Here is a 15,581-nt window from a genome sequence, read left to right on the forward strand (position 1 = left end):
CCGAGACGATCAGCGAAGTTGAACGATGGCCATGGTGCTGCCGACCGTGGTCGCGTTCACCCGATCCGTTCCGACGACGCCGTTGTTGGTCACCTCGTAGAGGTGCGGGGCCGAATCGAAGGTCGCGGTGACCTTGAGGCCATCCTTCAAGGTGACCGGCAGCACGCTGGCGGACGTGAGGGGCCCGCCGAGGAGCTCGAGCGAAGGCGCATCGCCGATGGTGAGGCGGGCGGTCTTCCAGAGGGCCGCGTTCGAGAGGACGCGCGGGTTGGAGATGGCGCCCTGGGCGATCTGCGGATCGGCGGTCGCCTTGTCGAGGACATGGACCAGCGCGGTCCCGCCGGGCGATACGACCATGGAGCCGACCGGCGCGCCGCCCGCGAGCCCGTTCAAATCGACCTTGAAGGCGGGGTCGAACGTCTTGGTCTTCACGTTGAACCGACGAAGGCACGGCGCCGGGCTATTGGCCGCGTTCAGATAATGGACCGAGGCGGCGGCTCCCTCGGTGGCGACATACAGCCAATCGCCGACCAGCACCCCGTCGCGCGCGAAGCCGCAGACGCCCTCGTCCACGATCACCTCGGCGGTGTCCGCGGCGGTGTCGACCACCACCACGGCGGACGCCGCCGGCACCTTGATGGTCGTTCCTGCGCGCGTGTCCCATGACACGAACGAGTAGAGCTTGTCGCCGCTGCGGATGGGGGCCCCGGTGAAGGTCGTCGTGTAGCTGGTGGCCGGGTTGGCGGGGTCCTTGCGAACGATCGCCGGGAGCGGAATCGAGCCGGTGATGATGAGCTGCTCGGGATCCCAGATGACGATCTTCGCGGCGTTTGCCGCGAAGAAGTAGGCTTTGTTCGGCTGGATGAACTGGAAGTACGCGCTGTACGCGGTGAAGTTCGGCACCTGCTGCGCCTCGAAGTTCACGGTGCCGTTCGCGCTCAGCTTTCCGCCTTCGCCGAGGGTATAGCGCGTGAGCTTGCCGCTCGTGTTCGTGCCGACGAACAAGGTGCGGCTGCCGTTCGGTCCCGCGGCGATGGCGCGGCCCGGGATCTCCAGGGCCGCGCTCTCCAGCTTCAAGTTGGCCTTCAAGGTGTCGGTCAACATGACATAGCTCGTCTGCGGTGCTCCGCCCGATGTCTCGGGCAGGGTCACGACGGCGTAGAGCGGAGCTTCGGACGGGGCGGTGCCGTCGGGTCCGGGCTGCTTTCCGGGATCGTTCGACTGCGGTTTGCTGTCGTCGCCGCAGGCCACGGCAAACGCGGACAACGAGACAGCGGCGGCGGCGAGGCCGGCCGTGAAGAGCGACACCTTGTTGAACGACACGCGCATGATGGCTTCCTTTCGAGCTAGTAATCCAAGGTCCACTTGGTGAAGAACGCCCGTCCCGGGCGCTGCACGCCGTAGAAGTCGAACAGCTTGGCGTCGGTGAGGTTCTGCACCTCGAAGGTCATCCCCAGTCCGAAGTCCAGGGTTCGAAGCGCGTAGGTGAGCGCGGCGCCCTGGGCGACTTGGGTGTCGATCTCGCGCTTATCGGCCTTCGCCGCGCGGCTCTCCCAGTCCCGGTAGAACGAGTGCACGTAGCGCAGGTTCCACGAGAGCTCGACCACGTCCGAGGCGACGAAGAAGCGCCGGCCGCGCAGACGCACGGACGCGCTGGAGAGCAAATAGGGAATGCTCGGGATGCGATCGCCCTTCTCCGCCGCGAGCGGGCCATCGGACGAGCGGTTGCGCAGATCCTGATAGGTCAAATGGCCATCGATGGTGAGCCAATCGCCCCCAGGCACCGTCCAGCCGAGGGCCGACTCGACGCCGAGCGCCCGCGCCTTCGCGACGTTCTCGTTGTGCAGATATTCCGTTTGCACGATCTGCGCGATCAGATCGTCCGTCCAGCGCGCGAAGCCATTCGCGGACGCGCGGACCGTCCCCGCCGGGGTCTTCCAATCCTCGACGAAGACGCCGAGGTTCGCGTTGTGGCTCGTCTCGGGACGGAGGCCGAGGCTCTCGGCGACGAGTATTCCGTCGCCAAAGAGCTCGTCGGTGCTCGGCTGGCGCATGGCGTGCTCGTAGGAGGCCTTCATCGAGAGCTGGCGCGTCAAGCTCACGCGCACGCTGTCGCCGCCTCCACCGCGGAAGATGTCGCGGGACATGTCGCTCCACTGGCCGGTGGAGAGGAGCTGGTGGCTCTCGCTCGCGAGGCCGTAGCCTTTGACGAACGCGCTGTTCTTCACGCGGCCATCGAAGAAGCTCGATTCGAGCTCCATGCCGACCACGCCCGTGACGAGCCGCCGCGGCTGCGCGAGGGGATCGTAGCCCGAGCCGCGGAGCCAATCGTTGCCCGCTCGATCCGCGAACGTGGGCGCGAGCGCGAAGCGGAGCAGGTGATCGTCCGAGAGGTGATGCGCGAGCTCGGAGCGGAGAAAGAAGGTGCTCGTCCCGATGTCGCGGTCGATGGGGATGTTGGAGCTCTCCCCGCGCGCGACCGGAGGATCGGGCGGTGTGCAGTGGCCGTACCAGTCGTACGTGCAGTTCGAGCGATCGCGGAAGCGCGTCGTCACGCGAGTAAAACCCGCGATCGCCTCGAGGTGCGTCCTCGGTCCGAGGCCCACCGCGTACTTGACGTTCGCGCCCATGCTGCGCCTCTGCGACGTGACCTCCCCGTAAGGGTGATCCATGGTGGCGCCGTTCTGCACGTCGTTGTCGAAGGCCGAGACGAAGCCTTGCAGCACCAGGCGATCGGCCCACGGCTTGTCGACGATGCCGACGCTCGCATGGGTGCCCACGCCGCGGTAGCCATCGTGAAAGCGCGGCACGGTCACCGGGCGTTCGCGGCCCTTGTCGTCATAGGCCGTGACGTCGACGTCGTAATCGTTGTTCGTCACGTCGAAGAAGGTCGCGCTGCGGGCGAAGACGCCGCTGGGGGCGTGGAAGTAGCGCGCGCTCAAGGTCGCGCGATGGGTCCCGAAGGAGCCCACCTGGTACGAGGCCGCCAGCCGATTCTTGCGGACGTCCTGATCGGTCACCAGGTGCACCGCGCCGCCGAGCGCGTCGGCGCCGAAGCGCACGGGCACCACGCCTTGATAGACCTCGATGCGGTCGACCAAGTTGACGGGCACGTTGGCGAGGCCCGCCGAGTAGCCCATGAGCTCGAGGGGCACGCCGTCGAGGAAGAAGCGCAGTCGCTCGCCGCCCAATCCCCCGAGCGCAAAGCTGGTGCGCGAACCGAGCCCGCCGACGCGCTGGACCGTCACCGGGGTCTCGCGCGCGAGGACCTCGCCGAGATCGATCGTTTGGCGCTTCGCCTGCTCCGTGTCGACCACCGTCACGGCGTACGCCGACCGTCGCAGCGCGTTCGCCCGGGAGGATCCGCGCACGCGCACCTCGTCGGTTCCTTTCGCGGGGGGCGGTGCTTCGGGCGCGGCTGTCGGTTCCGGCGCGGGCGGAGGTTCCGGCGCGGGCGTCGGCGCGGGCGGAGGTTCCGGCGCGGGCGTCGGCGCGGGCGGAGGTTCCGGCGCGGGCGTCGGCGCAGCCGTCGGTTCCGGCGCGGGCGTCGGCGCGGGCGGAGGTTCCGGCGCGGGCGTCGGCGCAGCCGTCGGTTCCGGCGCGGGGGTTTGCGCTTGCGCGGACCATGCCACGAGGCACAAGCTGCCCGCCAGCAGCCGCACGCTTCTCGCCAACCGCGGAGGGTTCATGCTCGTCGCCAAGCTCGAACGACGGCGACGAGCGGCACGCCCAGCGCCACCAGCGCGACGGCATCGCCGAGGCCTTCCGACACGAGGGCGCCGACGAGGCCCCCCACCGAGACCACGGTCAGGACCATGGGAATGGCGTACGTGCGAACCATGGGGGAGCTCACGCGCGCGCCCTCCGCCGGAAGCGGCCGAGGAAGAAGGTCCAGACGCCGGTCACCGAGAGCGCGAGCGAGAGGAGCGTGAACGCCGTCCAGAGGAGCTTGAGCGGCAGGCCCCCGTAGTCGCCGAAGTGCAGCGGCTCGCTGACGAAGAAGGCCTTCAGGTAGAGCGGAAGATCCCTCTCCTTCGCGTTCGCGGGATCCTGCGCATCGACCACCGTCAAGGCGAACATGTGCTTCTCGATGCCTTCCCCGCCCTCGAGGAAGACCGTGAAGTGACGCGGGGTCGAGAGCTCCGCGCCCGGGAAAATCACGCGGGTCCACCTTCGCCCGGGGGCCGTAGCCTCGGCGCTGGCGATGGCCCGATCGATGGTCGAGAGATCGGTGACCGCGGGCTGCCCCGCGTACTGGGCGGCGAACGAGCTCACCTCGGTCCGCGAGTAGTGCTGGAGAAGCAAGCTCCCAAAGCAGAGGAGCACCCCCGTCGCGGCGATGACGACGTTCCACCCGAAGGTCGCGACCCCGAGCAGCTTGTGGATGTCCGCCAGGTAGGTCCGCGGGCTTTTGTCCCGCCGAAGGAGCCCGAAGACGAAGCGCTTCATGGTGGGCCCGTACACGACGAACCCCGTCACCAGCGAGGTGAGGATGGCGCCGCCCACGATGCCGAGCCCGATCCGGCCCGGCGTTCGCAAGAGCAGCTCCGCGTGGAGCCGAACGATGAACCGCGTGACCGTGTTGAGGATGTCGAGCTTCGGAAGAATTCGGCCCCCGCCATGGCGGTCGACCGCGACCACCTTCGCGGACCGAAACCGCTCGCTGCCGGCGGCGAAGGCGAGGAGCGCCACCCCGGGGAGCTCCTCGGGCTGCACGGCGAAGATGGGCGTGAGCTTGGGGTTGGCCTCATGGGCCATCGTGAGCGCCCGATCCATCGAGATCATCTCGCCCGACGCGTCGGCGAGATCTTTGGGGATCACCCCGAGCGCCTCGTCGATCTCGGCGTGGTAGATCAGGACCAGCCCCGTCAGCGCGAAGAAGACGTAGTTCACGCTGACGATGACGCTGCACCATCTGTGGATTGAGAGGAGCTTGCGGCTAAGCGAAGGACTCATGCTGCAAATGTCGGCTTTTACCGCATTTGATTATCATTTTCAACAGATGTCGCACATCGGACGCCGCATCCTCGGCATGTGCGGCGCTCTTCGAGGCGAAGACGTCAAGGCAAGGAGGCGAGCCTTAGCATACGAGGGATGGCGACCGAAACGATCGACGCATGATCCTCCTCGGGTAAGAGCAACCATCGCACGCCATCCTCGCCCAGGGCCGCCTGCAGCCGCATGCTCAGCTCGCGCGCGTTGGCGACCATCGCGCGCGCCTTGCGGCGTGCGATCACCTCGGCGCGGTCCGACGACGTGGCCTGCCAAGGCGGCAGCTCGTCTTCCCACTCGCCGAGCGCGATGAGGACGCGCCGATCCCCCAGGGCCACGCGGAACGCGGCGTCCAGCAGCCCGTTTCGGTCCCACCAGATCGACGGGCTGATCGCCGCGTAGCTCCGAAAGGCCCGAGGGCGGTGGGTCAGCACCCACAAGGCGAAATACCCGGCCAACGAGTGACCGAAGAGGGTCTGCCGGCCCTCGTCGAGCGGGAGCCTCTCTGCCACGAGCGGCTTGACGCCCTCCTGGAGGAACGCGAGAAAGGCGTGCGCGCCGCCCGCCTCCTTGGAGGCCATGCCGTGCCGGGCCGTCGTAAAGTCATATTGCCGCCGGGCCAACGCAGCATCGCCATCGGGCCAGGAAATGCCGACCACGACGGCAGGAGAGACCCCCGTCGCGTTGGGCCTCCGGCTCATACGCCGCAAGGCCTCGACGCACGTACCAAAGCAATCCGAGGCATCGAGCAGGTAGACCGAAGGCCAGCCGGCGGGCGGCGCCGGGCCTTCGGGGATGGCCACGTCGATGCAATAGGCGCTGCGCGCGATGCGACCGTCGCCGCCGGAGACGCGGCGCTCGAGGAGCAGACGTTCGGTGCGCGCCAAGGTGAACGGGGTCATCCGCGTAAGGTCGCGCCTCCATCGACATAGAGATCGGCCATGGTGATATGGCCCGCGCGGTCCGAGAGCAGAAAGAGCACCGCGTCCGCCACGTCGTCGGGGGTCGCCAGCTTGCCGAGCGGGATGCCGCTCTTGAACCTCTCCGGCTGGCCCGCGATCACCCGCGCCGCGCCGTGCTCGTCGGCCCACATGCCGGTCTGCATCGGGGTGAGGGTCGAGCCGGGGGCCACGATGTTGCAGCGGATGCCGAGCGGCGCGAGCTCGAGCCCGAGGCAACGGGTGAACATGGTCGCCGCCGCCTTCGACGCGGCGTAGGCGGCCATCGCGTGCCGCGGGATGCCGGCCGCGTTCGAGCCCACGGTGACCAGGCTCCCCCGCCGCCGCCGCACCATGTGGCGGGCGAGCGCGCGGCTGACGTGAAAGACCCCGTCGGTGTTGACGGCAAACACGCGCCGCCACGTGGTGTCGGTGGTCTCCACCACGGTGTCGGTGGACAGAATGCCGGCGACGTTCACGCCGCAATCGATGGCGCCCCACTCCTGCTCCACGCGATCGATCAGCGCGTCGACCGCCGCGCTGTCGGTCACATCGAGGGCGGCCGGCCAGACGTCCTTTCCCTCGAGCCGAGGTGCGCCGAGATCGGTGGCGACGACCGACGCGCCCTCCTCCCGCAGCAGCCGCACGACCGCCTCGCCGATGCCTCCCGCGGCGCCAGTGACGAGGGCGATGCGGCCTCGTAGACCGCTCGCGCGACTCATGCGACCTCCGAGGCCATGCGCGCCGAGAGGGCGGGCGCGATCAGCGCCGTCGCCTCCCGCCCGGTGAGTTGCGGATGGAGAAAGGGCACGGCGATGCGATCCAGCACGCCGACGTACGGGGTCCAGAGCTCGGGGGTCAAATGGGGCCGCGCCTTGTGGTCGTTGTCCGCCCGCACGTGCGTCAGCACGCTCTCGTAGCGGCGGTGATGATGCGCGCGCACCAGCTTGTTGGTGCCCATCACGGCGCGGATCACGCCGTCGAGCGCGCGCGGGGGGAGGTTGCCGAGCGTGCTCTCCCCGGCGCGCAGAAACCCGACGATCTGGTCGGGGGTCTGCAGATGGGGATACGTCTCCGGATCGTAGCCGGCGATGGCCAGCAGCGAGCGCAGGGCCGCGCTCTCCGTGGGCTCGGGTTCGGCGCGCCAGCACTCGGCCGGGTAGGAGTCGAGCATGGCCACCAGACCGACCTCGTAGCCCGCCTTCCTCAGCTCGATGGCCACCGCTTGGGCGATGATGCCGCCGACGGACCAGCCCGCGATATGGTACGCGCCGCCCGGCGCGGTCTCCACCATGCGCTGGGCATAGTCGGCCGCGAGCGCGTCGATGCTATCGGGCACGGCGACGTCGGGGTCGAGCGCCGGCGACTGCAAACCGTACACCGTGCGGCGCGGCGAGAGCGCGGTGGCGAGGGCGCGGTAGCCCCAGCAAATGCCGCCCGCGGGGTGCACGACGAACAGCGGCGGCAAGGCGGGATCACCCCGGGTCAGCATCAAGACGGGCGCGAGCCCTTCATCGCGCGCGCGCGTCTGCGCCGTCTTCCCCGCCCCACCCGTCTCGCCCGCCGCCGTCTCCGCCATCGCGCGCGCACCGGCATCGATCCGCGCCGCGAGGCCGGCGACGTCCGGCTGCTTGAACAGCTCCGAGAGGCCCGGATCGTAGCCCAGCTTCTCGCGAACGAGTCGCAAGAGCCGCACGGCCGACAGCGAGTCGCCGCCCAGCGCGAAGAAGTCGTCGCGCGCCATGACCGCCTCTTGCCTTCCCAGCACCTCCGCATAGAGGGCGGCCAAGGTGCGCTCGGTGGCCGTGGAGGGCGCCGCGCCCCCCGAGCTCTCGAACGCGGGCGGGGGCAGCGCGCGGCGATCGAGTTTGCCGTTTGCCGTCACCGGCAGCGACGGGATCTCGACGATGGCCGCGGGCACCATGTAGTCGGGGAGCCTCGCCACCAGCGCCGCGCGCAAGGTCGCAGGCGCATAGCCATCGCCCGGTACGACATACGCGATCAGACGGCCGTCGCGCTCCACGACGGCGGCGGCGCGGGTCAGGTTCGAGCCCGCCACCGCCGCCTCGATCTCGCCGAGCTCGATGCGCAGTCCCCTTATTTTGACCTGCCGATCCGCGCGGCCCATGTACACGATGGCGCCATTTTCCCGCCGCCGCGCGAGATCGCCGGTCATGTAGAGCCGCTCGCCCGGGTGGAACGGGTCGTCGATGAAGCGCTCGGCGGTGAGGTCCGGCCGCCGGAGATAGCCGCGCGCGAGCTGGACGCCGCCGAGGTAAAGATGGCCGACCATGCCCGCGGGCACCGGCCTTCGCCGCTCGTCGAGCACCACCAGGCGCGTGTTCCAGACCGGGTAGCCGATGGGCACCGGCCGCGAGGCGTCCTCGGGCCCCGCCGGCCAATAGCTGACATCCACGGCGGCCTCGGTCGGACCGTAAAGGTTGTGCAGCTCCGCCTGCATCACACGATGAAAGCGGTCGCGAAGATCGGAGGGCAGCTCCTCCCCGCTGCAGAAGACGCGCGCCACGGACAGCCCCGCCGCCTCGGGTGCGTCCAGAAAGGCGGAGAGCATCGAGGGCACGAAGTGCAAGGTGCTAATGGCCTCCTCGCGGATGAGCGCCGCGATGGCCGCCGGTTCGCGGTGCGCCCCGGGCGGAGCCACCACCAAGGTCCCCCCCGCGAGCAGCGGAAGAAAGAACTCCCACACCGACACATCGAAGGTCGCAGGCGTCTTTTGGAGGACGCGGTCGTGCGCGCCGATGCCGTAATGCTCCTGCATCCACAGCAAACGATTGACGATGGCGCGGTGGGTGACGATCACCCCCTTGGGATCGCCGGTCGACCCCGACGTATAAATCACGTACGCCGCGTCATCCGGCGCCGGCGACACCGCCAAGGCGTCGGCTGGCGCCTCGTGCCACCGCGCCGGAGGCACGAGGCGCGCGCCGTAGAGGCCGTGCGGATCGCTCTCGGCCAACACCGCCGCGGGCTGCGCATTCTCGAGGATGGTGGCGATCCGCCCCGCCGGGTGATCGAGATCCAACGGCAGATAAGCCGCGCCCGCGCGCAGCACCGCGACCAACGCCACCACCAGCTCGATCGAGCGAGGCAGCGCCACGGCCACCACCTCGCCCGGCCCCGCGCCGCGCGCGGCCAGGGCGCGAGCCAGCGCGGCGCTCCGTCGATCGAGCGCCGCATAGTCGAGGGTCTCGCCCTCGAAGCACAGCGCCGGAGCATCGGATCGCGCGCGCATGGTCCGCTCGATCAGCGCGACCAGCGTGGTCTCCGGCACGTCGCGCGCGACCGCGTTGAACGCTTCGAGCTCGCGCTCCGCCTCCTCGGGGGTCGCGGTGGGAACGGCGCCCAACGTCGCGGCATCGACCATGGCCGCCAGGAAGGCCGCGAGCCTCTCGCCGTGCGCGGCCACCTCGGACGCGCGATAGAGATCGGGGTTGGCGTCGACCTCCAACGTCAGCTCCTGGATGGCATCGCCGCGGAGCGTGACATGGAGGTCCTCGATCGGCCCGGTGCCGGTGACGTGCAAGGAGACGTCGAGCCCGTGCAGCCGGGGAGGCTGATCGAACGGCAGCACATTGACGAGCGGACCGTAGAGCCGGCGATCGCCGCCCAAGAGCCCCAGATCGCGGCGAAGCTGCTCGCTGCGAAAGCGGCCGCGCCGGCGCGCGTGCACCAAGGCCTTGGACATCGCCACCAGATAGTCCACCAGCGGCGCGTCCTCGTCGGGCGCGATGCGCAAGGGCAGCACGTTCATCACCATGGCCGCTACGCGCGCCGACGCGCTCCCGAGGCGGCCCATGTGCGGCACGCCCACGACGATCGACTCGGTGCCGGCGAAGCGGCGGCAGTACGCGGCGACCAGCGCGGTGACGGCATCGGGCCAGCTCACCTTCGCCCGCTCCGCGAGCGCCCGCAGGCCATCGCGGACCGGGGCCGAGAGCCGCCGCTCATGGCGATGGGAACGGTGGGCTCCGACCGGATCCATGGACCGCGCACCGTGGAGCGAGGCCACCGAGGACGCCGCGCCACCATCGCTCGCGCCGGACATGGTCGCGCGCCACCAGGCCGCATCGTCCGCGCGGCGCGGCGAAGCGCGGTAGGCGCCGTCCTCGGCCCATACGCCCGCGAGGGGCGCCAGCGCCGGACCTTCCTTCGCGCGCCCGCCGACGGCCACGTCGTAGAGCTCCGCGATGCGGTTCGTCAGGAGCACCATCCCGTAGCCGTCGGTCGCCAGATGGTGGACCCGCTGCAACCAGAGATGGCGCTCCGGTCCCAACCGGTACAGGATCTGCGTGGCCATCGGCCCGCGCTCGAGATCGATGGGCGTCTCCATCTCGCGACGGATCGCGCCGAGCGCCGCCGCTTCCGGATCGGCCTCGCCCGACACGTCGCACGTCGTGAGACGCGGCCGCGAGGCCGGATCGACGTACTGGCTCGGCCCCTCCGCCCCATCCACGAAGCGCAGGGCGAGCGCCTCCGCCTCATCGCCCACGCGATCGACCGCGGCGCGAAAGGCCGCGACATCGAGCGGCCCGCGCATGTCCAGGTACTGCCCCGTGTTGAAGCTGGGATTGGTCGGATCCAGCCGCTGCGCATACCAGAGCCCGGACTGCGCCTCCGTGAGCGGAACCGTGTTGCTTCGCGCGCTCACGATCCCTCCTGCCGCCCGCGCACCACCGCCCACCAACCGGCGAGGGTCACGTGCTCGGCGAGATCCGTGAACTCCAGCGGCACGCCCATCGCATCCCGCCACCGCACGACCAGGTTCATGGCCCGCATCGAGTCGAGGCCGAGATCCATCAAGTTGTCCTCGTCGCCGATGGCCGACGGATCCTCGTGCACCATGGCCGCGATGTCCGCGCGCATGCGCTCCAACGTCAATCGCTCCGCGCTCATCGCAGGGCCTCCAAGGTGCGGCGGGTGGACAGAACGACGCCGCAGCAATCGGCGACCTGGGCGAGGGCCGCATCGTGCCAGCTGCGCGAAAAATCGGCGACGGCGTCCGCGACGAAGAAGGGCTGGATATCGCGTTGAAACGCCTCGCCCGCCGTGAAGAGGCAGCCGATGTGCGCGTAGATACCGCAGATGATCAGCTGGTCGCGCCCGCGCGCGCGCAAGAGCGCTTCCAGGTTGGAGCGTTGAAAGGCGCTGTAGCGATGCTTGACCAGCACGATGTCTTGCGCGGCGGGAGCCAGCGGCGCGGCGATGGGTTGATGCTCGGACACATGGCGCATGCCCGGCCCCCACAGCGCGGCTTGCAGCCCGCGATCGCGCACGTCCTGGTCGCCGTTTTGGGCCGTGTAAAAAACCGGAACCCCGAGCGCCCGGCACCCTTGGACGAGCCGTCCGACGTTGTCGATGACGGGCGCGATGGGCGCGACCCCGGGCGTGAACGCGTCGATGAAATAGCGCTGCATATCGTGCACGAGCAACGCCGCGCGCTCGATCCGAAGGGTCCAAGGGCTGCGGGAGGCCGGCAGCTCGTCCTCCTTCGGGAGGGGGTAGCTCGGGATCGACGGCAGGCGGCCCTGGCTGGTGATCGGGCGAACGCTGTTCATCGGGAGGACTCCTGCGCCAGCAGCTCGGCACGTAGCACGGCACGAAGCTCCTTTCGGCTGATCTTGCCGACGGCCGTGGTGGGGAATTCGGAGACGAAGACGACTTGGTCGGGGGTCTTGAAGGAGGCGATGTCGCGCGCCCGCATCCACCCCTTCAGCGCCGCCGCCTTGGGCGCGTCGCCGCTCGGGATCACGAAGGCGCAGCTTCGCTCGCCCAAAAACGCGTCGGGCACCGATACCACCACCGCGTCGAACACCTGCGGGTGCGCGAGGAGGTGGCCTTCGATCTCCTCCGCCGAGATCTTCTCCCCGGCGCGGTTGATATGATCGGTGGCCCGCCCCTCGACGACGAGGTAGCCGCCCGGCAGCCGCTTGACCATGTCCCCGGTGCGGTAGAAGCCGTCCTCGGTGAAGGCGCGCAGGTTGGCGGCGGCGGCGGCGTGGTAAGCGCGGATCGTATAAGGCCCGCGGGTCAACAGGTTGCCCACCTCGCCGTCGGGGACGGCGCGGCCCTGGTCGTCGACGATGAGCACCTCGTCATCGGGCGCGATCGGACGGCCCTGGGTCTCCGTGATGATGTCCTCGGGATCGTCCAGCCGCGTGTAGTTGACCAACCCCTCGGCCATGCCGAACACCTGTTGCAGGGTGCATCCGAGCACGGGCCGCACGGTGCGCGCGGCCTCGGGGAGGAGCTTGGCGCCGCCGACCTGGAGCACCTTCAAGCTGGTGAGATCGTGCTTCGTCTTCGGCGCCGCCTGCAGCCAGAGGAGCGCCAGCGGCGGCACGAGGCCGGTGATCGTCACCTTCTCGCGCTCGATCAGCGGGAAGGCCGTTTCGGGGCCGGGGGCCACGCTCATGACGATCCGCCCGCCCGCGTAGAGCGCGCCAAACACGCCGGGCGAGCTCATTGGAAAGTTGTGCGCGACCGGCAGCGCGGCCAGGTAGACCGTGTCCGGTCCGAGCCCGCAAATCTCGGCGCTCGCGCGGATGCTGTAGAGATAATCGTCGTGGGTGCGCGGAATGAGCTTGGCGAGGCCCGTGCTGCCGCCGGAAATCTGGACCAGCGCAACATCATCGGGGGATGCGGTGTACGCCGGCAACGACCCCGCGCCCGCTGCGGCGCCTGCCAAGCGGGTGAAGCCGGCAAAGGACACATGCTCCCCAGCATCGCCCACCACCACCACGTGCTTCACCGTGGAGACATCGTGGCGCACGGCGCTCGCGAGCGGGCGGTAATCGAAGCCATCGTGCCGATCGGCGATCACGTACGCCGACGCCTCCGCGGTGCGCGCAAAATGCGCGATCTCGGTCAGCCGGTGGGCAGGCAAGGCAAAGACCGGGATCAAACCGGCGCGGAACAAACCAAACACCACCGCAAAGAACTCGGGGATGTTGGGCAGCTGCACCACCACGCGATCCCCAGGCTCTAGCCCGAGCGCGAGAAAGCCCGCGGCCGCCTCGTCGGCGCGCGCGCGAAGCTCGGCGTAGGTCCAGCGCTGCTCGCCGCCGACGATCGCGATGGCGTCGCCATGGGCGTCCGCCCGCGCGGCGAGAACGGTAGCGAAGGTCTCGCCGCGCCAGTAGCCGCGCTCCCGATAACGCTGCGCAAACTCCGGCGGCCACACCTGCGTGAGGGGTGCCGTCATAGCGCGCCGTCCTCGTGGATGCCGAGCGCGTGCAGCATCGCGCGGAACTTGGCCGACGTTTCGGCCACCTCGCGATCGGGGGTCGAGCCGGCGACGATGCCCGCGCCCGCGTGCAAGGTGAGCCGCGAGCCTCGAATCTCGGCGCAGCGCAGCGCCACGTACCAATGTCCGTCGCCCTTCGTGTCCGTCCAGCCGACCGCGCCCGCATAGAAGCCGCGATCGTGCGGCTCGAGCGCGCGAATCGCCTCGAGGGCCGCCTCGCGCGGATGGCCGCCCACCGCGGGCGTGGGATGAAGCATGGCGGCGAGGCCCGCGGCCGACGGCCCGTGCTCCTCGCTCTTGAGGACGCCCTCGATGCGGGTCCCCAGGTGCCACATCGTCGAGGTCGACTGCAGCCCGATGCCCTCCGGCGCGGACAGCTCCGCGCACACCGGAGAGAGCGTATCGAACACCGCCTCGACGACCAGGGCGTGCTCGCGCCGATCCTTCTCGGACCGCAGCAGGTCCTCGGCTGCCCGCCGATCGACTTCGGGATCGGCCGAGCGCGCCGCCGAGCCTGCGAGCGGATGCGACGCGATCCGAAGCCCCTTTCGCGATACGAGCAGCTCGGGTGTCGCGCCGACCAACCGATGGCCGTGGGCTCCCGATGCGACCGAGAGATCGACCAAAAAGGTCGTCACCTTGGGATCGCACGCGAGGCGCTCCACGATGGCCATCGGATCGACCGGCGCCGAGGCGTGGATGCGCAAGCGGCGCGAGAGCACGATCTTCCTCAGATCGTCGCCCGCGCCGATGCGCGCCAGCGCCTGCTCCACCATCGCCGCGTAGGCCGCGGCATCGGGCTCGCCCACGATCTGGAGCGACGAAGAACGGAGTGGCACGTTGCTCCGTGCCACCCCCGTCATACGATTTTCGACCCCCTCCCAGATGACCCGTTCCGGCTGAAAGAACAGGGTGTCGCGGTTCGTATCGAACGGCAGTGCACCCACCAGCACGTTGGGTCCACCCGTCTCGTCCGCGAAGAACGCGCGCACGCGATCTTCCAAGGTGCTCGCATATCCCAGCGCGAGGCGGCGACGGACGCCGAAGGTCTGAATGGAAGCATCGGACCCCCTCAATGAAAACACCTGGTGCTCGCGGTGTTCGTGGTGCTCGCGCCGCTCGTCGAGCGCGCGTTGGGAGGTCGTACCTGCGATCGGCTCGCCAATATCCATTCGTTAAGCTCCTCTCGAGGGATCACGCACCGGAAACGGGATGGACGGTCAGTGGCAGAAGGTGGCGGTGTAGAGCGTGTCCTTGCGGTCGGCGCCGGCGGCGGACTTGTCGACGATGAAGGCCGTGCCCCCGCCGAACGTGACGTGGTTCGGGTTGGCGTTGGTGGTGATCGTCTCGCGCACGACGCCCTCGTCCACGTCCACGACGGAGACGGTGGCCGAGCCGCGGTTGACGACGAGGACGTCGCCCGTGCGCGGGTTGGTGGCGAGCGACAGCGCGCCGGTGCCGGTCGGGATGGTCTTGGTCACCTTGCCCTGACGCAGATCGACCACCGAGAGGGTGCCTGCGGTCTGGTCGGCCGTGTAGGCCGTACGACCGTCGCGCGACAGATCGATCGAGATCGGGCCGGCGCCGGTGGGGATGAGACGCGGGGTCTCGCTTCGCGGCGACACCTCGATGATCTGCGCGTTCTTGAGGTCCGTCGCGTAGACGGTGCCCGTCCACTTGTTGACGGCCAAGCCGGCCGGGTTCGCGCCCTGCACCGTCACGCGCCGCTTCTCCGCGAAGGTTCGGGTGTCGAAACCGACGATGGTCCCGTCGGTCACGCCGGTCGCCCAGGCGACGTTGTGGAGCTCGTCGACCACGACCTCGCGGGCGTGCGCCACGCCGGGGAGCGACGCGAGGTGCTCACCCGTCTTTTGGTTGTAAACGGCGACGGAATTGTTGCGGGTGTTGGTCACCCAAACGTTGTTGTGCTCATCGTCGACGGCCACGCCGTACACGGCTTCGAGCGCGCCGGTCGCCGTGTCCGTCACCGGGGGAACGTACGTGGCCACGATCTCGCGCGTGCGCGGATTGACCTTGTAGAGCGCCGAGGTCTTGACCGGCGGACGCCCCACCGCCGACGTCACCCACAGCACGCGGTTGCGCGCCGAGTAGGCCGATTGATAAAGGCCGGCGGCGAGAGGCGAAGAGCCCACCTCCGGCGCCGCATCGGCCGCCGTCACCGCGACGTCGGCAGACGTCGTGACCGCGGCCGACGAGCTGCCGCTCGGATCCGTCGAGTCCCCCGACTCCGCCGCGCATCCGGCGACGAGCGGGATCAAACCAACGGCGAGAACAGGCAGCATACCCTTGATCATGATTATGATTTTCATTTTCATAACGGCGCTAAGTATCATGACGGGACACGCCCAGCAAGAGATTCTCGGCTG

The 15,581-nt window shown here is 69.4% G+C and carries 12 protein-coding genes; all 12 read right to left on the reverse strand.

Annotated elements, in window-relative coordinates:
* Nucleotides 1-9 precede the first annotated feature (9 nt).
* Complete coding sequence (locus LZC94_29785) at nt 10-1,329, reverse strand: hypothetical protein (protein WXB12033.1); 1,320 nt, start codon at nt 1,327-1,329, stop codon at nt 10-12.
* Between the two features lie 17 nt (nt 1,330-1,346).
* Nucleotides 1,347-3,371, reverse strand: coding sequence for a TonB-dependent receptor (locus tag LZC94_29790; protein ID WXB12034.1), 2,025 nt, complete (start codon nt 3,369-3,371; stop codon nt 1,347-1,349).
* A 314-nt stretch (nt 3,372-3,685) separates the two neighbouring features.
* Complete coding sequence (locus LZC94_29795; GenBank protein WXB12035.1) at nt 3,686-3,853, reverse strand: hypothetical protein; 168 nt, start codon at nt 3,851-3,853, stop codon at nt 3,686-3,688.
* Nucleotides 3,850-4,956 (reverse strand): PepSY domain-containing protein, encoded by a 1,107-nt coding sequence (locus tag LZC94_29800; GenBank protein ID WXB12036.1) that lies wholly within the window; start codon nt 4,954-4,956, stop codon nt 3,850-3,852. The genes LZC94_29795 and LZC94_29800 overlap by 4 nt, the downstream gene beginning before the upstream one ends.
* Nucleotides 4,957-5,060: 104 nt before the next feature.
* Nucleotides 5,061-5,894 carry a hypothetical protein gene (locus tag LZC94_29805; GenBank protein ID WXB12037.1) on the reverse strand — a complete coding sequence of 278 codons (834 nt, stop codon included), beginning with the start codon at nt 5,892-5,894 and terminating at the stop codon, nt 5,061-5,063.
* The gene (locus tag LZC94_29810) at nt 5,891-6,652 is read right to left on the reverse strand and encodes a 2,3-dihydro-2,3-dihydroxybenzoate dehydrogenase (GenBank protein WXB12038.1); all 762 of its coding nucleotides are present in this window, start codon (nt 6,650-6,652) and stop codon (nt 5,891-5,893) included. Before LZC94_29810 ends, LZC94_29805 begins: the two co-directional genes overlap by 4 nt.
* Nucleotides 6,649-10,599 carry an amino acid adenylation domain-containing protein gene (locus LZC94_29815; protein ID WXB12039.1) on the reverse strand — a complete coding sequence of 1,317 codons (3,951 nt, stop codon included), beginning with the start codon at nt 10,597-10,599 and terminating at the stop codon, nt 6,649-6,651. Before LZC94_29815 ends, LZC94_29810 begins: the two co-directional genes overlap by 4 nt.
* Nucleotides 10,596-10,844, reverse strand: coding sequence for a phosphopantetheine-binding protein (locus LZC94_29820; protein WXB12040.1), 249 nt, complete (start codon nt 10,842-10,844; stop codon nt 10,596-10,598). The genes LZC94_29815 and LZC94_29820 overlap by 4 nt, the downstream gene beginning before the upstream one ends.
* Entirely contained in the window at nt 10,841-11,506 is a 666-nt protein-coding gene (locus LZC94_29825; protein WXB12041.1) for an isochorismatase family protein, read from the reverse strand. Before LZC94_29825 ends, LZC94_29820 begins: the two co-directional genes overlap by 4 nt.
* Nucleotides 11,503-13,152 carry an AMP-binding protein gene (locus tag LZC94_29830; protein ID WXB12042.1) on the reverse strand — a complete coding sequence of 550 codons (1,650 nt, stop codon included), beginning with the start codon at nt 13,150-13,152 and terminating at the stop codon, nt 11,503-11,505. Before LZC94_29830 ends, LZC94_29825 begins: the two co-directional genes overlap by 4 nt.
* Nucleotides 13,149-14,366 carry an isochorismate synthase gene (locus tag LZC94_29835; protein ID WXB12043.1) on the reverse strand — a complete coding sequence of 406 codons (1,218 nt, stop codon included), beginning with the start codon at nt 14,364-14,366 and terminating at the stop codon, nt 13,149-13,151. The genes LZC94_29830 and LZC94_29835 overlap by 4 nt, the downstream gene beginning before the upstream one ends.
* Nucleotides 14,367-14,414: 48 nt before the next feature.
* Entirely contained in the window at nt 14,415-15,509 is a 1,095-nt protein-coding gene (locus tag LZC94_29840; GenBank protein WXB12044.1) for a YncE family protein, read from the reverse strand.
* Between the last annotated feature and the right edge of the window lie 72 nt (nt 15,510-15,581).

It is taken from the genome of Sorangiineae bacterium MSr11954 (assembly GCA_037157815.1).
Classification (GTDB): Bacteria; Myxococcota_A; Polyangia; order Polyangiales; family Polyangiaceae; genus Pendulispora; species Pendulispora albinea.

What these genes read in the sequence shown, in the direction of transcription:
- LZC94_29785 (WXB12033.1), bottom strand. Translation starts at nt 1,329, where the DNA reads ATGCGCGTGTCGTTCAACAAGGTGTCGCTCTTCACGGCCGGCCTCGCC.
- LZC94_29800 (WXB12036.1), bottom strand. Translation starts at nt 4,956, where the DNA reads ATGAGTCCTTCGCTTAGCCGCAAGCTCCTCTCAATCCACAGATGGTGC.
- LZC94_29805 (WXB12037.1), bottom strand. Translation starts at nt 5,894, where the DNA reads ATGACCCCGTTCACCTTGGCGCGCACCGAACGTCTGCTCCTCGAGCGC.
- LZC94_29810 (WXB12038.1), bottom strand. Translation starts at nt 6,652, where the DNA reads ATGAGTCGCGCGAGCGGTCTACGAGGCCGCATCGCCCTCGTCACTGGC.
- LZC94_29820 (WXB12040.1), bottom strand. Translation starts at nt 10,844, where the DNA reads ATGAGCGCGGAGCGATTGACGTTGGAGCGCATGCGCGCGGACATCGCG.
- LZC94_29825 (WXB12041.1), bottom strand. Translation starts at nt 11,506, where the DNA reads ATGAACAGCGTTCGCCCGATCACCAGCCAGGGCCGCCTGCCGTCGATC.
- LZC94_29830 (WXB12042.1), bottom strand. Translation starts at nt 13,152, where the DNA reads ATGACGGCACCCCTCACGCAGGTGTGGCCGCCGGAGTTTGCGCAGCGT.
- LZC94_29835 (WXB12043.1), bottom strand. Translation starts at nt 14,366, where the DNA reads ATGGATATTGGCGAGCCGATCGCAGGTACGACCTCCCAACGCGCGCTC.
- LZC94_29840 (WXB12044.1), bottom strand. Translation starts at nt 15,509, where the DNA reads ATGATCAAGGGTATGCTGCCTGTTCTCGCCGTTGGTTTGATCCCGCTC.